Genomic DNA, 15637 nt, shown 5'->3' with positions numbered 1-15637 from the left:
AAATTTCCGGTCCTCCCCAAAATCTCAAGTGAGAATTTGATTTGCTTGCGCGATATCTCATGAGTTTATTTGATTTCTCTGCAGTAATCCCGTATTCCTTTCTAACTCTGTCTGCAATTTTTTTGAACCACGAGTTATGGAAGGGCAAGGACACGTGCTTGGAACGTGAAGTAGCCGTCAAGGTACGTTACTTGTGCAGAACGGACTTCCAGTTGCGAAGAATTCGAATCGGCTCGATGTGACCTGTGGATACGGCTCTCAGAGTTAGGAATTGCCCGCCTGGTAGTACGAAGAAGTCCGGTCCAAATGAAGACGTATCCATTTCGATGATCTCGGGAGAGCCGAGTTGTAAACCGTTTTTGTCTATTGATACTGGAGTATGAACGACGCTTTTGTTGTCTTTAGCGTAAAAGATCCCGTTTCCTTCCGGCGCCCAGTTGGCGGAGGAAAGGGCGTCTCCTTTCGAGATTTGCCACTTTCGAGTACCAGCAGGAAAATCGCTCAGGTAAATCTCGCTTCGTCCTGATTCGTCGGACATCCAGGTGATCCATTTTCCGTCCGGAGAAAGCTGGGCGTACCGTTCCTCAAAGGGCGTAACCGCAAACTTCAGAATTTTGGAAGGATCGTCGATTGAAATATATGCGATGTCATACTTGGTGTGAGCATCCTGCATTCCGCCGACAAGAGTCTTGCCGTCACCCGACCAATCCCAGACAAGGAAGGGTGTGTGGGCGAGGATCTTCTGAGACTCACTTCCCGATGTCGATACAATCAAGAGCGATTGCACGAAAGTGGCCGTGCCGCTGGCGTGCACTGTGACCGCCAGTTTGCTGCCGTCAGGTGAGAAAACGCCGTAAATGCTGCCTTCAGGCGCCGATGTAAATGTGGCGCGCCTTGCCTGAGCGCGTGCGAGATCCATGATCCAGAGATCGCTAACGCCGGATGGCTCAGTTTTTACCAGAAGAGCCTGATGACCGGACAGATCGACGTCCCATAAATGGTATCGCCCCGGTTCGCCAATCGCCTGGACCCCGTGGCGCCCGCGACGCACCTTTATTATCTGCAATGCAGGATTGCTGTTTCTCCATACAATCGTACCGCCGGAAGAAACGGAAAAATTGCCGATAGCGCGCGGATTAAAATATTCGAGATTGGCTGCAATGGGAATGGCGGCTCCCGATAACTTTCCTGAATCCGGATCGAACGGCTGGGCAAGTAGGTTTTCATCACGCACCCAAAAAAGGTAGCCATCCGCATACTGAGGGTTCGATCCGCGATCAACGACGATCTTCTCCTGACCTTTTTGTATGGAAGTGATGGCAATCGAACCGATTTCAGAGAGCGTGCTACGGCTGTAAAGCAAATGCTTGCCATCGGGAAGCAAATACGGATTTCGATCACTCATGCCTTGCTCATGAACAGTCGTGACAACTGCAGGTTGTCCACCCCCTGCCGGCACTTTCATCAGCGGACCGAAAATGGTCGGAGCAAAAACGATCGTATCACCACGTCCCCAGGAGCCACCGCGACCCTGGGGAGCATCGGCAATTACCTGGATCGGGCCGCCGTTGGCTGGAATTCGTTTCAACTTGCCATCCGCAAAAAAACCGATGGAGGCGCCGTCAAAAGACCAGAATGGAAAAATAGCTCCTGTCGTACCTTCAAGCTGCCTGGTTTCTCCGTTTTCCAGATTCCGTGTAAAAAGCCCAGCGGACGTCGGCATGACGACTTTTGAACCGTCGTGCGAAATGGAAATCGACCCCGCGCCTACATCCAAAATTGTCACGTTCGCAGGAGGCACGATTTCTGCGCGAATTGGACGCTCGAGAGTTTTCAGTTTGTTTTGGGTCAGGATGACCCACGCAAGCAATGCCAATGCAAAGATCCATCCTGCACCCGCGGCCACACGGACGATGCGCGTCCTGGAACGTCGCAAATCGGCTGTAACCCGCGCAACCCCTGCTTGCGATCCCGCTTCTGAGATCCACTGCAATTCAGAGGCAACATCATGAGCCGACTGCCACCGTGAATCAGGATCTTTCTCCAGACACTTGTGCACAATGTGATCCAGCGCGGGCGGTGTGAGCGGGGAAACAGAAGAGATCGGTTCCGGTTGCGAAGAAACGATTGCGGCAATGAGGCTCGTTTTTGAATGGCCCTGGAAGGCGCGCTTTCCGGTTGCCATTTCATAGAGCACCGTCCCCAGCGCAAAGATATCCGTTCTGGCGTCGGCCTCCATGCCTTCGAGTTGCTCGGGCGCCATGTACTGAAAAGTGCCGAGGATGGTCCCTTCTTGCGTTAATGGTTCGGCAGCGGTGGGTAAATGTGTGACTCCATCCGGTTGAGATTTGGTATTTGTTTCGGTCCTCGCAAGACCGAAGTCGACCAGTTTAGCGCCGGATTTTGTGAGCATAATATTTCCGGGCTTCAGATCGCGATGAATGATTCCGCGGCGGTGGGCTGCATCCAATGCGGATGCAATTTCGCGACCGTATCGAAGAACTTCGCGTGTGGGAAGCGAACCCTTCTTCACCCGATCGGAAAGCGATTCGCCTTCCAGGAGTTCCATGACTATGTAATGAAGTGTGGACTTTCCGTCCGAAGACAGTACAGATCCATCGCCATCTGTCTCCATGTGTCCCACATCGTAGAGCGTGCAAATGTTTGGGTGATTCAACTGGGAGATGGCTTTCGCTTCGCGCACAAATCGTTGGCGAAGCAAATCGTTTGCGGCAAATCCTGCTGGTAAAACTTTGATCGCCACTTCTCTGTCCAGACGGGTGTCTCTCGCGCGCCATACTTCTCCCATTCCACCTGCGCCAAGATGCGAGACAATCTCGTAAGGGCCAAGCTTTGTACCAATCGGGATGGACATGAATTCAAACAAGAATACCGAATGCGCCGCGAAAACACAATTTGCGATTCGAGAGCGCTTCAGCGATTCTCCGTGGTGAAATTTATTGTGGCAGTCCGATACGCTGTAGTAGGTTGGCAAACCGCGGATCATCACGCAGCTCATCCCAATGGGGGTCAACCTTTAAGTATTCGACCCGATTGGACCGTTCCCGATAAGCCTTTTCCAGCCATTCAAACGCCTGATCCTTTTCTCCCAGACAAGAGTAGATTGCTGCTATATCCACCGGTGAAACGTACTGTGTTCTCGATAATTCCAGTAACTGCTGCAGCATCTTTTCCGCCTCCTCTCTCTTTCCCCATCGCGCATACGCTGGTGCCGCCATTCTCAAATATCCAAGATTGTCGCCTTCCAGATTGCCCGCCTTTTGGAACTCCGAGATTGCTTCCTGATACATCCGCATTCGCATGTAAGTGAAGCCGAGAATTCGATGCGCCATTGGAAAATGAGGGTCCATCTCGATCGTCTTACGGTGCTGTTTCAACGCTTCATCATATCTACCTGCTTCAGCATAACGGTTTCCAACATTGGCGTTAATCGGCATCGATAATGGATCCAGCTTCTGGGCTCTTTTGATCGCAGCAATCGACTCGTCATGCCTGCCCATAGCGCCTAAGAAAATGGAATACCAGAAATGTGCAATGGCATAGTTAGGATTCAATTCAACCGCCCGCTTATATTCTTTTTCCGCTTCTTGCCACTTCCATTCAAATTCATGGACGCTGGCTAGGGCAGCATGAGCCTCCGCCAGAACCTCATCCAGCTCTAAAGCTTTCATGGTTGCTTCTTTGGCCTTTGGTACCACTTCACCTGGCGAAACCAGTCCATTGTCCCCCAGTACGATGTAGCAGTCGGATATTCCTGCGTACGCCAGAGCGTATTTCGAATCTTTTTCAGTCGCTTGCTGGAGATATTCAATGGCTTTTTTCAATCCATCTTCTGTTCGCTTGTTCCAGTAATAGCGGCCTTTTAAATAAAGCTGGTACGCTTCGGTATTCTCCGTGAAACTTTTGGTTAGTTTCTGTTGCTCTTCACCTGTTAGCTTCAATCGCAACTGTTCGGAAATTTCTTTTGAAATATCGGACTGCACCGCTAGAATGTCGGAAAGAGTCCGGTTATATTGTTCTCCCCAAAGCTGAGTACCATCCGAGACCTGTACCAAATTTGCGCGGATGATCAAGGTGTCTTCCTGTTGATTGATACTGCCTGTAACAACAGCATCCACATTGAGATCCCGGCCCACTATCCGTGGATCGACTTCTTTTCCTTTGTAAGTGAAAACTGTTGCGCGGGCCATGACTCGGAGCCGTGGAAGTTGGGAGAGCGTATTGATCGTGCTTTCGGTGATGCCATCGCTCAGGTATTCGGTTTTTGGATCCGCATTGAGATTTTGGAATGGCAAAACGGCAAGGGAATGAATCGCAGCTTTGTGACTGTTGCGCAAGTACAGCCCAACGCCAACCGCGAGCAATATAACCACAAGAGCTGTGAAAACGAAATGCCAGGTTCGCGATCCACGTTGTGCTTTTTCAGTTGGTAAAATCCCTGGTGCAATCTGGGAAATTGCGGATCGTCCTGAGTCGATTTCCCGTTTGAGTCGTTTTAGATCAGCACGTACTTCCGCCGCACTCTGATATCGAAGTTCGCGATCTTTTTCTTGACACTTACTGATGATCCGTTCTAATTCCGGCGGCAAATCGGGGTTTAATCGTGATGCGGAGAGAGGAGATTTGGTGAGAATCGCTTCAAAAAGAGCCACGGTCGTATTTCCCGAAAAAGCCTGTCTGCCAGTGGCCATCTCATAGAGCACTGCGCCAAATGAGAAGAGATCGGTACGTGCATCGACTTCTTCCCCACGTGCTTGTTCAGGGGACATATAAGCGATCGTTCCCAGGGTTGTGCCAGGATGAGTCAGTGATTCGGGTGTTGCTTCTGTTTGCAATATAGAAACATGTGGGGCGTTCTTTTCGTGTGGCTGTGGTGCAAGTTTTGCGAGGCCGAAATCCAGAATCTTAGCCTGACCGCGATTCGCCACAAAAACGTTGGCTGGTTTCATATCGCGATGAATGATTCCTTTAGAGTGTGCAGCGTCCAGTGCATCGGCGATTTGAATGGAAAGTTCCAGAAGTTCCTCGTTTCCAAAAGGTCTACTTCCGATGCGATGCTTTAGTGTCTGCCCTTCCATCAGTTCCATGGCGATGAAATGAAGGGGGGCTTCATCGCTATCGGAGGGAACTCCGCTATCGATGTCGTAGATCGTGCAAATATTAGGGTGATTTAAGGCTGAAGCGGCTCGTGCTTCACGCTGAAAACGTTCCAGAGCTTGTGGGTCTTGCGACAATTCTTCCGGCAAGAATTTAAGTGCGACTTTCCGGCCAAGCTTTGTGTCTTCGGCCCGGTACACGACACCCATTCCGCCTCCACCAAGGCGCTCAAGAATCCGGTAATGAGAAATCGTTTTGCTTATCATGAAAGATAAGATTGTACCTTCTTACTCAAATCATCCCAAACGCATCATCTCGGTAATCAAGGATGGCGCGGTAATCGATAAGATCCTTACTCATCTGAAATGATGAGCATTCGGGAATGACACATCGGACAAAGGGTTTACCGTTCCGAAATGTTTGGGAAATCAAATAACGCGGTTTATACTGTTCCTCTCGTTCCAGATCCAGGGTCTACAATCATGGCAATTGTGGCAGGGACACGTCTTGGTCCGTACGCGATCATAGCTCCGTTGGGCGCCGGTGGAATGGGTGAAATATGGAGAGCAAAAGACACTCGCCTGGATCGTGAAGTAGCCATCAAGGTACTTCCTGCAGGATTTGCTGCTAACGATTTGTTTCGTCAGCGGTTCGAGCGCGAAGCGAAAGCAATCTCGCAGTTAAATCACCCCAACATTTGTACTCTGTATGATGTAGGACAGGTAGAGTCCGGCGACGCTCTGCAGGTCACCGGATTAACCCCGAGCAAATCTCAGATCCATTACATCGTGATGGAACTTCTGGAAGGAGAGTCGCTTTCAGAGCGGTTGAAGAGAGGTCCGCTCCCGGTCCATGAAGTCCTCCGGTGTGGCCGCGAGATCGCTTCTGCACTCGATGCGGCTCACCGTCGTGGCATCATTCATCGCGATTTGAAACCCGGCAACATCATTCTGACGAAGTCGGGCGCCAAACTCCTCGACTTCGGACTTGCCAGGACGATGGCAGACAGCAAAGCGCCTTTGGATGGCGTCACCGGTTTACCAACCGAGGCCGAACCTTTGACGGCTCAGGGAACGATTCTCGGAACATTTCAATACATGTCTCCCGAACAACTGGAAGGATTGGAAGCAGACGCGAGAACCGATATCTTTGCGTTTGGAGCGGTACTGTATGAGATGGCAACCGGAAGGCGAGCGTTTCAGGGAAAATCGAAAACCAGTCTGATCGCGGCGATTGTATCTTCCCAACCGGCTCCCATCTCATCGGTTGCGCCGATGACCCCTCCGGCGCTCGATCACCTCATCCGGAAGTGTCTGGAAAAAGATCCGGATGATCGCTGGCAATCGGCCCACGACGTATCGAGCCAGTTGCAGTGGATCAGCGAAGCCGGAACCCAGGCCGGTGTTGCCACTCCGGTAACAATCCGCAGAAAAACTCGCGAGAGAATTGCCTGGTCGTTTGCCGCTCTGTTGTTCACGCTTCTTGCTGCTGTATCGTGGATCCATTTCGGCAGCCGGAGCGAAGAAGTCACTCCAATCCGCAGTTATCTGCATCCACCGGAAGGCACAAAATTCGATTTTAGCGAAAGTAGTATAGCCGGTCTGGCGGTCTCCCCTGATGGAAAGAAGATTGCCTTTACTGCCTCGGATGAGTCAGACCATTCGCATGTTTATGTACGATTTCTCGACAAACTCGAAGCCCGCAAACTGACCGGAACACAGGATGCGAATCAGCCGTTTTGGTCTCCGGACAGCCGGTTCATCGCCTTCTTTGCGAATGGAAAGCTCAAAAAAGTCGATATTAGCGGAGCCCCTCCTCTTACACTGTGTGATGCGCCGATAGGACGAAGCGGGGCCTGGAATAAAGAGGGAATCATCCTCTTTTCACCCTCTACACTTGAGCCGATCCATCAGGTGCGTGACTCCGGCGGCAAATCGGTTCCGGTAACGAAACTCGATGTCTCGGCCGGTGAAACAACTCACCGCTGGGCACACTTCCTCCCTGACAGCAAGCACTTCCTCTATATGGCCGGCACACATACCCTTGGAGCGCAAAGTGAGGCAAATGCCATCTACGCAGGTACCCTCGACTCCATTGAGGACAGAAAGCTGATTCTTCATGCGCGATCCAACGCCGTGTATGCATCCAGCCATCTGATCTACGTGAGGGATAACAATCTTGTGGCCCAACGATTTGATCCGGACAAACTGGAAACCACCGGTGATCCGTTCACTCTGGCGGAGGGAGTTTCGTATTCCTTAGGAATGTTCCGCGGTACTTTTTCGGCGTCCACAACCGGCATTCTGGCTTATGCTTCGGGTGTTTCCGACGAAAAAAACCAGATCATGTGGTTCAATCGTCAGGGTAAGGAACTCGTGAACGTCGGAGAACCTGGCAGATGGGACTATGTCTGCCTATCACCGGATGACCTGCGCGCTGCTGTTTCTTCGTTTGATCCAAATAAAGGGGCATCCGACATCTGGTTGATCGATCTGGAACGCAACGTAGAAAGCAAATTCACTTTCGGTGAATTGGATGCGGCGTATCCTGTCTGGTCGCCGGACGGATCGAAGCTCCTGTACGCCGCCTACGGCAAGGACCCCACGGGTATGAAGAGCAAATTCAGTCTAAAGCCAACAGACGGCAATGCGCAACCGGAAAGCATTTACGAGACCAAGAACCTTGCCTATACAGACGACTGGTCCCCGGACGGCCGGTATGTGATATTCAGTGAATCAACGGCCGGAGGAGAGATGGATCTATACTACATAGACCTGGAACATGCAGAGAAGCCCGTACCTTTGCTAAAACCCGATTTCAACTATGAATATGGCTGGTTTTCGCCGGATGGCCGCTGGGTGGCCTTCACGTCGAATGAAGCCGGTTCGTATCAGCTTTATGTGATGTCGTTTCCCGATGGAAAAAGCAAATGGCAGGTGTCCCGCGGTGGGGTGTCCGGAGCGCTTTCCTGGCGTCCGGGAGAAATCCTGTTCAAGGGCTCGGAGGGCAAAATCATGTCCGTACGCGTCGAAAATCACGGGGACTCGATCCGCCTGAGCAATCCGGAAGTCCTCTTTATCAATCCCCGCATTCAGGATTTTGACCTCTCGCATGATGGCCGGCGCATCATTGCAACGGTTCTACCGGAAACTGCGAAAGCCGGCTCCGTTACCCTGGTCACAAACTGGAACAAATAACGGCGCTATTGCGCCCGGAGGCGTAGCTGTCGCGCACGGCGCTTACACGAATGGTGGTTACACGATCCCCGCCACCTATTTCCAGCATGGCGTCCCAACAGTGTTGATGATTCACATCGGCTGGGCGGAACTGACGCGCCTGCGCCGCGAGAACGGGGGGAACCTGATTATCGCCGGGCATGTCGGCGGCGACAGCATGGGGTTCACGCCTTATCTGCGCGCACTGCGTGAGCGCGGGTTGGAGGTACGGACACTGGGCGGGGTTTCCGGCCCGAGGCCAAGCCTTGACGGACCCGCTGACGATACTCGTACGCTTACTAAACCTTTGAGAGCAGCGGTATACGGGCTCCAGTTCTTTCTTGAGATAATATAAAGCCATGAATCGCTTGATCACGCGCAGGCAGTTTCTGAAGGGATCCGTCTCAGCAAGCGCCTGGGTAGCTGCGTCTCCTTTTCGGCTGTCCGCGCAGGAGCGATCCGGACGCTCCACAAGGGTGATCGTTGCCGGTGCGGGGCTCGCTGGACTGAGTGCTGCGTTTGAACTGGTCAACGCCGGACACAACGTGACCGTACTGGAAGCGCGAACCCGTGCTGGAGGACGTGTTCTCACGTTGCGCGAGCCTTTTTCAGATGGGCTCTCTGTTGAAGCGGGAGCGATGGCCTTTTCGGATAGTTACCACCATCTGCTGCGCTATGCGAAGCTGTTGAATCTACCCTATGCTCCTTTTGTCGCTACCAACCTTCCCTCTGTTTACCACCTTCGTGGGAAGCGCATCGTAGCAAAACGAGGCGATCCGGTAGACTGGCCCTACGAGTTAACTCCGGAAGAGCGGAGCCTTAATTACAACGGAATGTTCCGGAAGTACATTCTATCTGCGTTAAAGGATTTCGGAGAATCTTCGGATACCACATCAAGTCCGGAGCTGCTGAAAATCTACGATCGGATGACGCTCAGCGAATGGATGAAAAATAGCGGAGCATCCCCGGATGCGATCGAATTGTTCAGAAACACCCTTTGGTTCGGTACGGGGATGGAGGCATCCGCCATGCATGTACTGTTGTCGGATCTATTCCCTTTCTTCCGTGGACAGACCGCCTACACCTTCAAGGGCGGCTGCGACATACTGCCCAGGGCGTTGGCTGACCGGCTCAATGAACGTATCTATTATGGATCTTCGATCGTCCAAGTGAGTCAGAATGAACGCCGGGTCAGGGTCACTTTCCTGCAGTCCGGTCTCAGACAAAACCTGGAAGCAGATTTCCTCATTTGCACCGTTCCATTTCCTGTATTAAAACGTTGGGAGTTTTCCCCTTCGCTATCGGAGAACAAACGCAAAGCGCTCTATTCGCTCGAATACAAGTCTGTTGTGCGCATCTTTCTACAGTGCAGGAAGCAATTCTGGTTGGAAGAAGGGGTGATGGGCCCGGCGCAAACGGACCTACCGATCATGCAGGTTCAGGAACATCCGCTTTTGCGGGAAGATGTCTCGACCGGCCGAAGCATTCTGGAAGCTCACCTTCGCGGGGAACAAGCACACCAGGTTACGCTCATGAGCACGCAAGACCGGCTGGACCTCGCGCTGCAGCACATGGAAAAAGTACATCCCGGCGTTCGTAATTATTTTGAAGGGGGCACCTCGAAATCGTGGGAGGATGATGAGTGGTCCCAGGGCGCCTTTTCTTTTTATAAGCCAGGGGAAATGGCCTGGTTGCCGTTCATTCAACAACCGGAAGGCCGCATCCATTTTGCCGGTGAGCACACCTCCTTCTGGAGTAAAACCATGGAAGGTGCGCTGGAATCCGGAAATCGCGCCGCGCGGGAAGTGAACAGCAGAGCTTGAACCTTTCATGGGTTTATTCCAATTAGCAATGGCAATTCCTTGATTGCATTAAAGTTAGACTATCCTCCTTTAGCGGAATCTCTACTTCAGGTTTTCAAACCCGGCAAAGGGAAAGGCGATAGGGATGCGTGTGGAAAATCGATGGGTCTCAATTGCAAAAACAAGATTCAGAAGTGCTCTTTTCCGGAGATTTACGGAAAAACGATGGGGATCAATTAAGACTCGTGGATGGGTTCTGCTACATGTGTAATGCGCGTGTTAGCACTTTACCCAATGATCTACACTCGCACGATCAGTCTGTGGACGAGTATCGCCATGAGGTTGTAAAATGACGCAGGAATATGAGATGGACAGTCCAAATTGAAGATGAGCAGTATGAAGCGCAGGATCTCGACGTTCTCACACAGTGGATTTTTGAAGGCCGTGTTCATCAAAATCATTACGTTTACCACCCGTTACTCCAAAGATGGATGTATGTCCGAGAACTTGAAGAGTTAAAGAATGTTTTCACAGTCCGGCATAATGTGGCCAAAGCTCGAAGTGATCAGCGCGTCTGGTTTGTCACCGGCGGTATTATTGTGGTTCTTTGGGTCATAGCTTCTCTTTTAGTTGGACCGAGCGGCAACCACTCTCAAACATCCGACAGTTCTTATTCAGACTCTACGGACACCCAAACACGAAGGTATTCGGTCCATTACAATGTTACGGGGACGGCACAGAGTGCTGATATCACTGTCTCGACTCCATCAGGTACTGAACAGCGCATGGTTATCCTTCCCTATAGAAGCCCAATCTACAGTTTCGAGAGACGAGGTCATGCATACATTTCTGCCCAAAATTGACGAGAATATGGGTCAGTCTCTGTGGAAATCGTTGTGGATAGTTCAATTGTTAAGGAAGCGACCAGCGAAGGCTCAGCGTCGTCGTCGCGTCGATTCATTGCTCATCGTTCTCCTACGAGGTTGGTTGCATGTAATCCAATCCGTACAAAGGAACGTCTATTGGAGTAAGGAGAAACACATGAGTATGAATGTCTTCAAAAACCTTGCACCGGAGTCTCTTTGTTCTTGTGTTGCTTGTTCATGCAATCGAGTTACAGGGCAGCGAAGAGAAACGTGATCTCTCCGATCGGAATGAGAAACGATTGGAACGTTTTGAAAAACAAACGGATGAACTTCGCGCGCTCCTGAAAATCCCGGGCTTGTCCGCCGTCATTCTCAAAGACCAAAAAGTTTTATGGGCGAAAGGATTCGGTTTCGCAGACTTTGAAAGGCGCGTGCCTGCCACGCCCGATACCCTCTACCACGTCGCATCACTTACCAAAACATTTGCCGCGACGCTTCTTATGCAAATGGTTGAGCAGGGGAAGCTGGACCTTGATGAACCGGTCTCCCGGTACTCCAGCGATTTCAAGGATGATTCGGTCAAAGTCAAGCACCTGCTGACTCACACTTCCAAAGGAACGCCTGGTGAAAAATATCAGTACAGCGGAAATCAATTCGATTACCTGACGGCGGTGATTGAGAAAAAGGCGGGCAGATCCTTCCGCGAAGAACTGGTGAAAACTTCTCTGGACCCTTTAGCGATGTCGAGCAGTGTGCCGGGGCATGACGTGGTGGACGAAGCGGAGAAGTGGTCTGCCCTGTTGGGAAAGGAAAACCTCAACCGCTATAAAAACAGTCTGTCGAGATTTTCCCAGCCCTATACCCTTTATGGTGATGGTGAGATCGTGCATGTCCCGTACCCGCAAAAAGGCATTAGCGCGGCGGCGGGGCTGCTTTCAACCGTTTTGGACATGGCAAAATTCGACGCGGCAATCGATCGCCACCAATTTGTGAAAAAGGAAACTCAGGAAAAAGCATGGACGAATTTCATCTCAACCAGCGGAAAATCGTTGCCTCATGGATTAGGCTGGTTCGTTGAAAATTTTAATGGCGTCAAATTGATCTGGCATTACGGTCACTGGGGAACCGGATTCTCTGCGACTTACCTTAAAGTACCCGAGAAAAACCTGTCGCTCATCATACTTTCAAACAGCGAAGCTCTTAGCGACCACAAATTCAAGATGGGCGAAGAGCGCATCGTAAATAACGTTTTCGTCTGCAATTTCCTTCGCACGTTTGTCTTTGAAGACAAACAGGCAGACGACTGCGAACGCGATTCGAAAATGGCCGTAACCAAGTGGCTGGCGGAGCGCAAAGCGAACGCGCGCGCGATCGTTTCAGTAGATCCTAAAATCCTCGATGCCTACGTCGGACAATACAAATACGACAAGACCGAGACTGAGCCCGAGCGAATCTGGACGGTCACCCGCGAAGGCAGCAAGCTTTTTATAGATATACCCAGAAATCACAAGACAGAGATATTTGCCGAATCAGAAACGAAATTCTTCCTCAAAATATGGCCGATTCAAATGACGTCGATTCAAATGACGTTTGTGAAAAAGGAAGGGCAGGTCACCCAAATAGATTTTGTTAATTACGGGGAAAAATATAGCGGAAATAGGATGAAATAGACCCAACTTGTTTTTGAACGCAGAGCGGGCTTCATGTCGATTTGATGAGCGCTTGTGCGGTTTGTAACGCCGGCGGCTCGCCGGCCAAGCATGGCAGACTGATACGCTCTTGCCGACCGGAAACAACCATGGAACGTTTACCGACTTCTCGTAACACTGGAATGTTCGTTCCTTTTATTTTAGCCGATGTTCAGCGTGATGCTGCACTCACGGCAAAGAATTGCTTCCGTTCTGGCAATGAAATGGTTCCTCAACGACTTTCAGAGTGCGAAAAATGCAGAAAATGGCTGGTTTTTGGCAACGAATTGATTCTATAAACGGCATTGAAATAGGTAAAGCGCCAGTGGGGTGTGGCAGAGCCCATCGATTTTCTGCTTTGGCAAACGGATGGGTCCCAATTGGCCAAATTTGGACAGTTTGCCACTCGGAACTGTCCAAAATTTCAGGGTACTGACTACAATCTCAACTGAGAATTTGAGATATGAAAAAGATCCTACTCATGACCAACAGGAACCAGCTTGTTCCAGATCAATTATCAAAAACCCCACATGGAAGTACTGTCATATGGTGCCCTTGTAAACCATTTTCCTGAGCACGTCGTCTAATTCAAACTGCAGATTTCGAATTTCAGATATTGGAGGAACCCAATTGCAAAGCAGCTATGATCGGACGTTCGATGAAATTGGCCGACACGCATTGCAGATCCGGAAACGGCCCATCCTTACCTTGCTGCTGATGATTTTTACCCTTGTCCTGGGAATTGGTGCCAGCAATTCTGAAGTTCAGAAACATATCGAAGCCGGCCGGCGGTGTTCCTCTATCGACCTCGAATCCCACGTTCGGTTCTTATCATCGGAGGGATTGAACGGAAGAGCTCCAGGGACAGCGGGAGGAGAAACAGCCGCCCTCTACATTACGAAACATTTTCATGAAATGGGATTGCAACCGGGACCCTCTGGTTATCTGCAACCTGTTCCCCTTCAAGTATTACGTATCGATCCGAAAAACTCAATCCTACGCTTCGCCGGTTCAGCCGGGACAAATGAGATCCATATTTACGACGGTATTTCCGTGTCCTCAGATCTGCCTCTCGAAAAGGTTAGACTATCTGCTCCGCTGGTATTTGTGGGTTACGGTATCGATGCTCCGCAACACGGGTTGGATCATTATGGATCGATGGATGTTAGAGGAAAGATCGTACTTGTATTCGAAGGTTTGCCCAAGAATGTCTCGCCTGATCTTTCTCAAGCGTGGCGAAGTCTCTTGTCACGCAAAGATCATAAGATTTTGACCGCGCGATCGCGCGGCGCTGCCGGCATCCTGATTGTCGGCAAACCCGGTTCAATGAGCGAGCGAATCATTCCAAATTGGCATTCAGGACATCGCTTGGGTGTTATCGGTGACCTCACCTTCGAACTCGCTGCAAGACTTCTTGGACTCGCTCAAGTAAACTATGAAGAGCTTCAATCCTCTGCTGACTCCGAGAAGTTCCAACCTCGTGATCTGGGCCTGAGTAGCTCATTCGAGCTTGTTCAGTCCATTCGCACGATTGCGTCGCCCAATGTCGTAGGTGTTCTTGAAGGGGTCTCAAAGGAAGCAGTTTTATTTCTTTCGCATTATGACGGTCTGGGAACTGCCGATCAATTACCTCAGGAGGATAAAATTTTTAACGGGGCGCACGATAATGCCAGTGGTGTCGCGGCACTCCTTTGCCTTGCTGAGGCTTTACGTTCTCAGCCAGAACAATTTCGACGCACAGCGATTTTTTTGGCCACGACTGCCGAAGAAACAGGAAAGTTCGGAACAGAATTCTATACAATGCAACCTGTTGTCCCATTATCCCAGACAATCCTCGCCATCAACATAGATGGAATCAACATTATGGGAAAAGCCAAGGATTATATCGCTCTGGGAGTTTCTCAAACCGATCAGGCAGAGCTTGTTGCAAAGGTGATGGCTCAAAAAGGACTCAGTCACCGAATCGATGCCCGTCTGGAAGATGGGATGCTTTTCGGCTTTGACACAATGTTTTTATTTAGTCGCGGTGTGCCAGCGTTTACGATCTGGGCGGGATTCGAATATCCTGATCTGTCTGCTGACGAAATGAAACAAGCTTTTCAACGATTGCGTTCACGCTATCACACAGCGGATGACGAGATAGATTCAAGCTGGAAATGGGATGGTTCCGTGCAGCATCTGGAAACGCTCGAATCTCTGGCCCGTTTCTATCTCGCCTCTCCACCGAAGCCGCTGATGAACAGAAGCAAGGTGTTTGATGCCCTCGATCCGTATGTGCCTCATCTGATGACATCGTTGCCGTCTATTCAGAGTCTTCTTTTACCCTTTGCGGGGACTTCCCACAGGTTGGTTCAGGGATGGAATGGACCATACGGGCATCGCGATGCTGCCTTTTATTCATACGATTTCTTAATGGACATCGGGACCGAAGTACTGGCGGCGCGGGGTGGAAGGGTGGTTTTTGTCGAAGAGCGATTTGAAGACCGAAATCGCATTTCGGGAAAAGAAAACGTGATCGTAATTGATCATGGGGACGGAACGTTCTCGAGGTACTATCATCTCACTCACAATGGCTCGAAAGTCGGGACGGGAGATAGAGTCAAAGCTGGTCAGGTGATCGGCTTAAGCGGCGATACCGGAGCCAGTGCCGGCCCTCATCTTCATTTCGATGTAACGGTCGGTTGTTTTCAATGGGGCTGCCAAACAGTGCCGATACAATTCGGCAACGCGATTCAAAACCCTCTGGTGAGCGGTCGCGACTACACTGCCTTGCCTTTTTAGGAATATGAATTCTATCGTCACTTTAGATTTCAAAATCGGGCAATAGTTAAAATAGTCCGGTGCAACAAGTTGTTTGCCTCTGTTCGCCTTTCCACAGAAGAGAAGCCGGCCGGGTTCCTTCCAACTCGTGCCGCGGAGGTCCGATTCAAATCTCGTTTTTACCATTT

General features: G+C 50.7%; 7 protein-coding genes and 2 pseudogenes. 7 read left to right on the top strand and 2 right to left on the bottom strand.

Translation table 11 applies throughout. The annotated features are described in order from the left end of the window. Nucleotides 1-187: 187 nt before the first annotated feature. Nucleotides 188-2875, bottom strand: coding sequence for a protein kinase (locus L0156_30335; GenBank protein ID MCI0607299.1), 2688 nt, complete (start codon nucleotides 2873-2875; stop codon nucleotides 188-190). Nucleotides 2876-2957: 82 nt separating this feature from the next. Then, nucleotides 2958-5384, bottom strand: coding sequence for a tetratricopeptide repeat-containing serine/threonine-protein kinase (locus tag L0156_30330; GenBank protein ID MCI0607298.1), 2427 nt, complete (start codon nucleotides 5382-5384; stop codon nucleotides 2958-2960). 216 nt (nucleotides 5385-5600) lie between these two features. Between L0156_30330 and L0156_30325 the strand changes: the two genes are divergently transcribed. From L0156_30325 to L0156_30295, 7 genes and pseudogenes are all read left to right on the top strand, one after another. Beyond that, entirely contained in the window at nucleotides 5601-8315 is a 2715-nt protein-coding gene (locus L0156_30325) for a protein kinase (protein ID MCI0607297.1), read from the top strand. 377 nt (nucleotides 8316-8692) lie between these two features. Beyond that, on the top strand, nucleotides 8693-10156 hold the full coding sequence (locus L0156_30320; protein MCI0607296.1) for an NAD(P)/FAD-dependent oxidoreductase: 1464 nt from the start codon (nucleotides 8693-8695) through the stop codon (nucleotides 10154-10156). 128 nt (nucleotides 10157-10284) lie between these two features. Continuing rightward, nucleotides 10285-10488: a hypothetical protein gene (locus L0156_30315; GenBank protein ID MCI0607295.1), complete on the top strand. Its 204-nt coding sequence runs from the start codon at nucleotides 10285-10287 to the stop codon at nucleotides 10486-10488. Between the two features lie 9 nt (nucleotides 10489-10497). Continuing rightward, nucleotides 10498-10998, top strand: coding sequence for a hypothetical protein (locus tag L0156_30310; protein MCI0607294.1), 501 nt, complete (start codon nucleotides 10498-10500; stop codon nucleotides 10996-10998). A 188-nt stretch (nucleotides 10999-11186) separates the two neighbouring features. Beyond that, complete coding sequence (locus L0156_30305) at nucleotides 11187-12671, top strand: serine hydrolase (GenBank protein MCI0607293.1); 1485 nt, start codon at nucleotides 11187-11189, stop codon at nucleotides 12669-12671. A 933-nt stretch (nucleotides 12672-13604) separates the two neighbouring features. Continuing rightward, nucleotides 13605-14792, top strand: a pseudogene (locus L0156_30300) (M28 family peptidase). Nucleotides 14793-15101: 309 nt separating this feature from the next. Then, nucleotides 15102-15362, top strand: a pseudogene (locus tag L0156_30295) (M23 family metallopeptidase). The last annotated feature ends 275 nt before the right edge of the window (nucleotides 15363-15637 follow it).

Source organism: bacterium (assembly GCA_022616075.1).
GTDB lineage: Bacteria > Acidobacteriota > HRBIN11 > JAKEFK01 > JAKEFK01 > JAKEFK01.
Note: the sequence above shows the minus strand (reverse complement) of the source record. Positions and strands in the feature narration are given on the sequence as shown.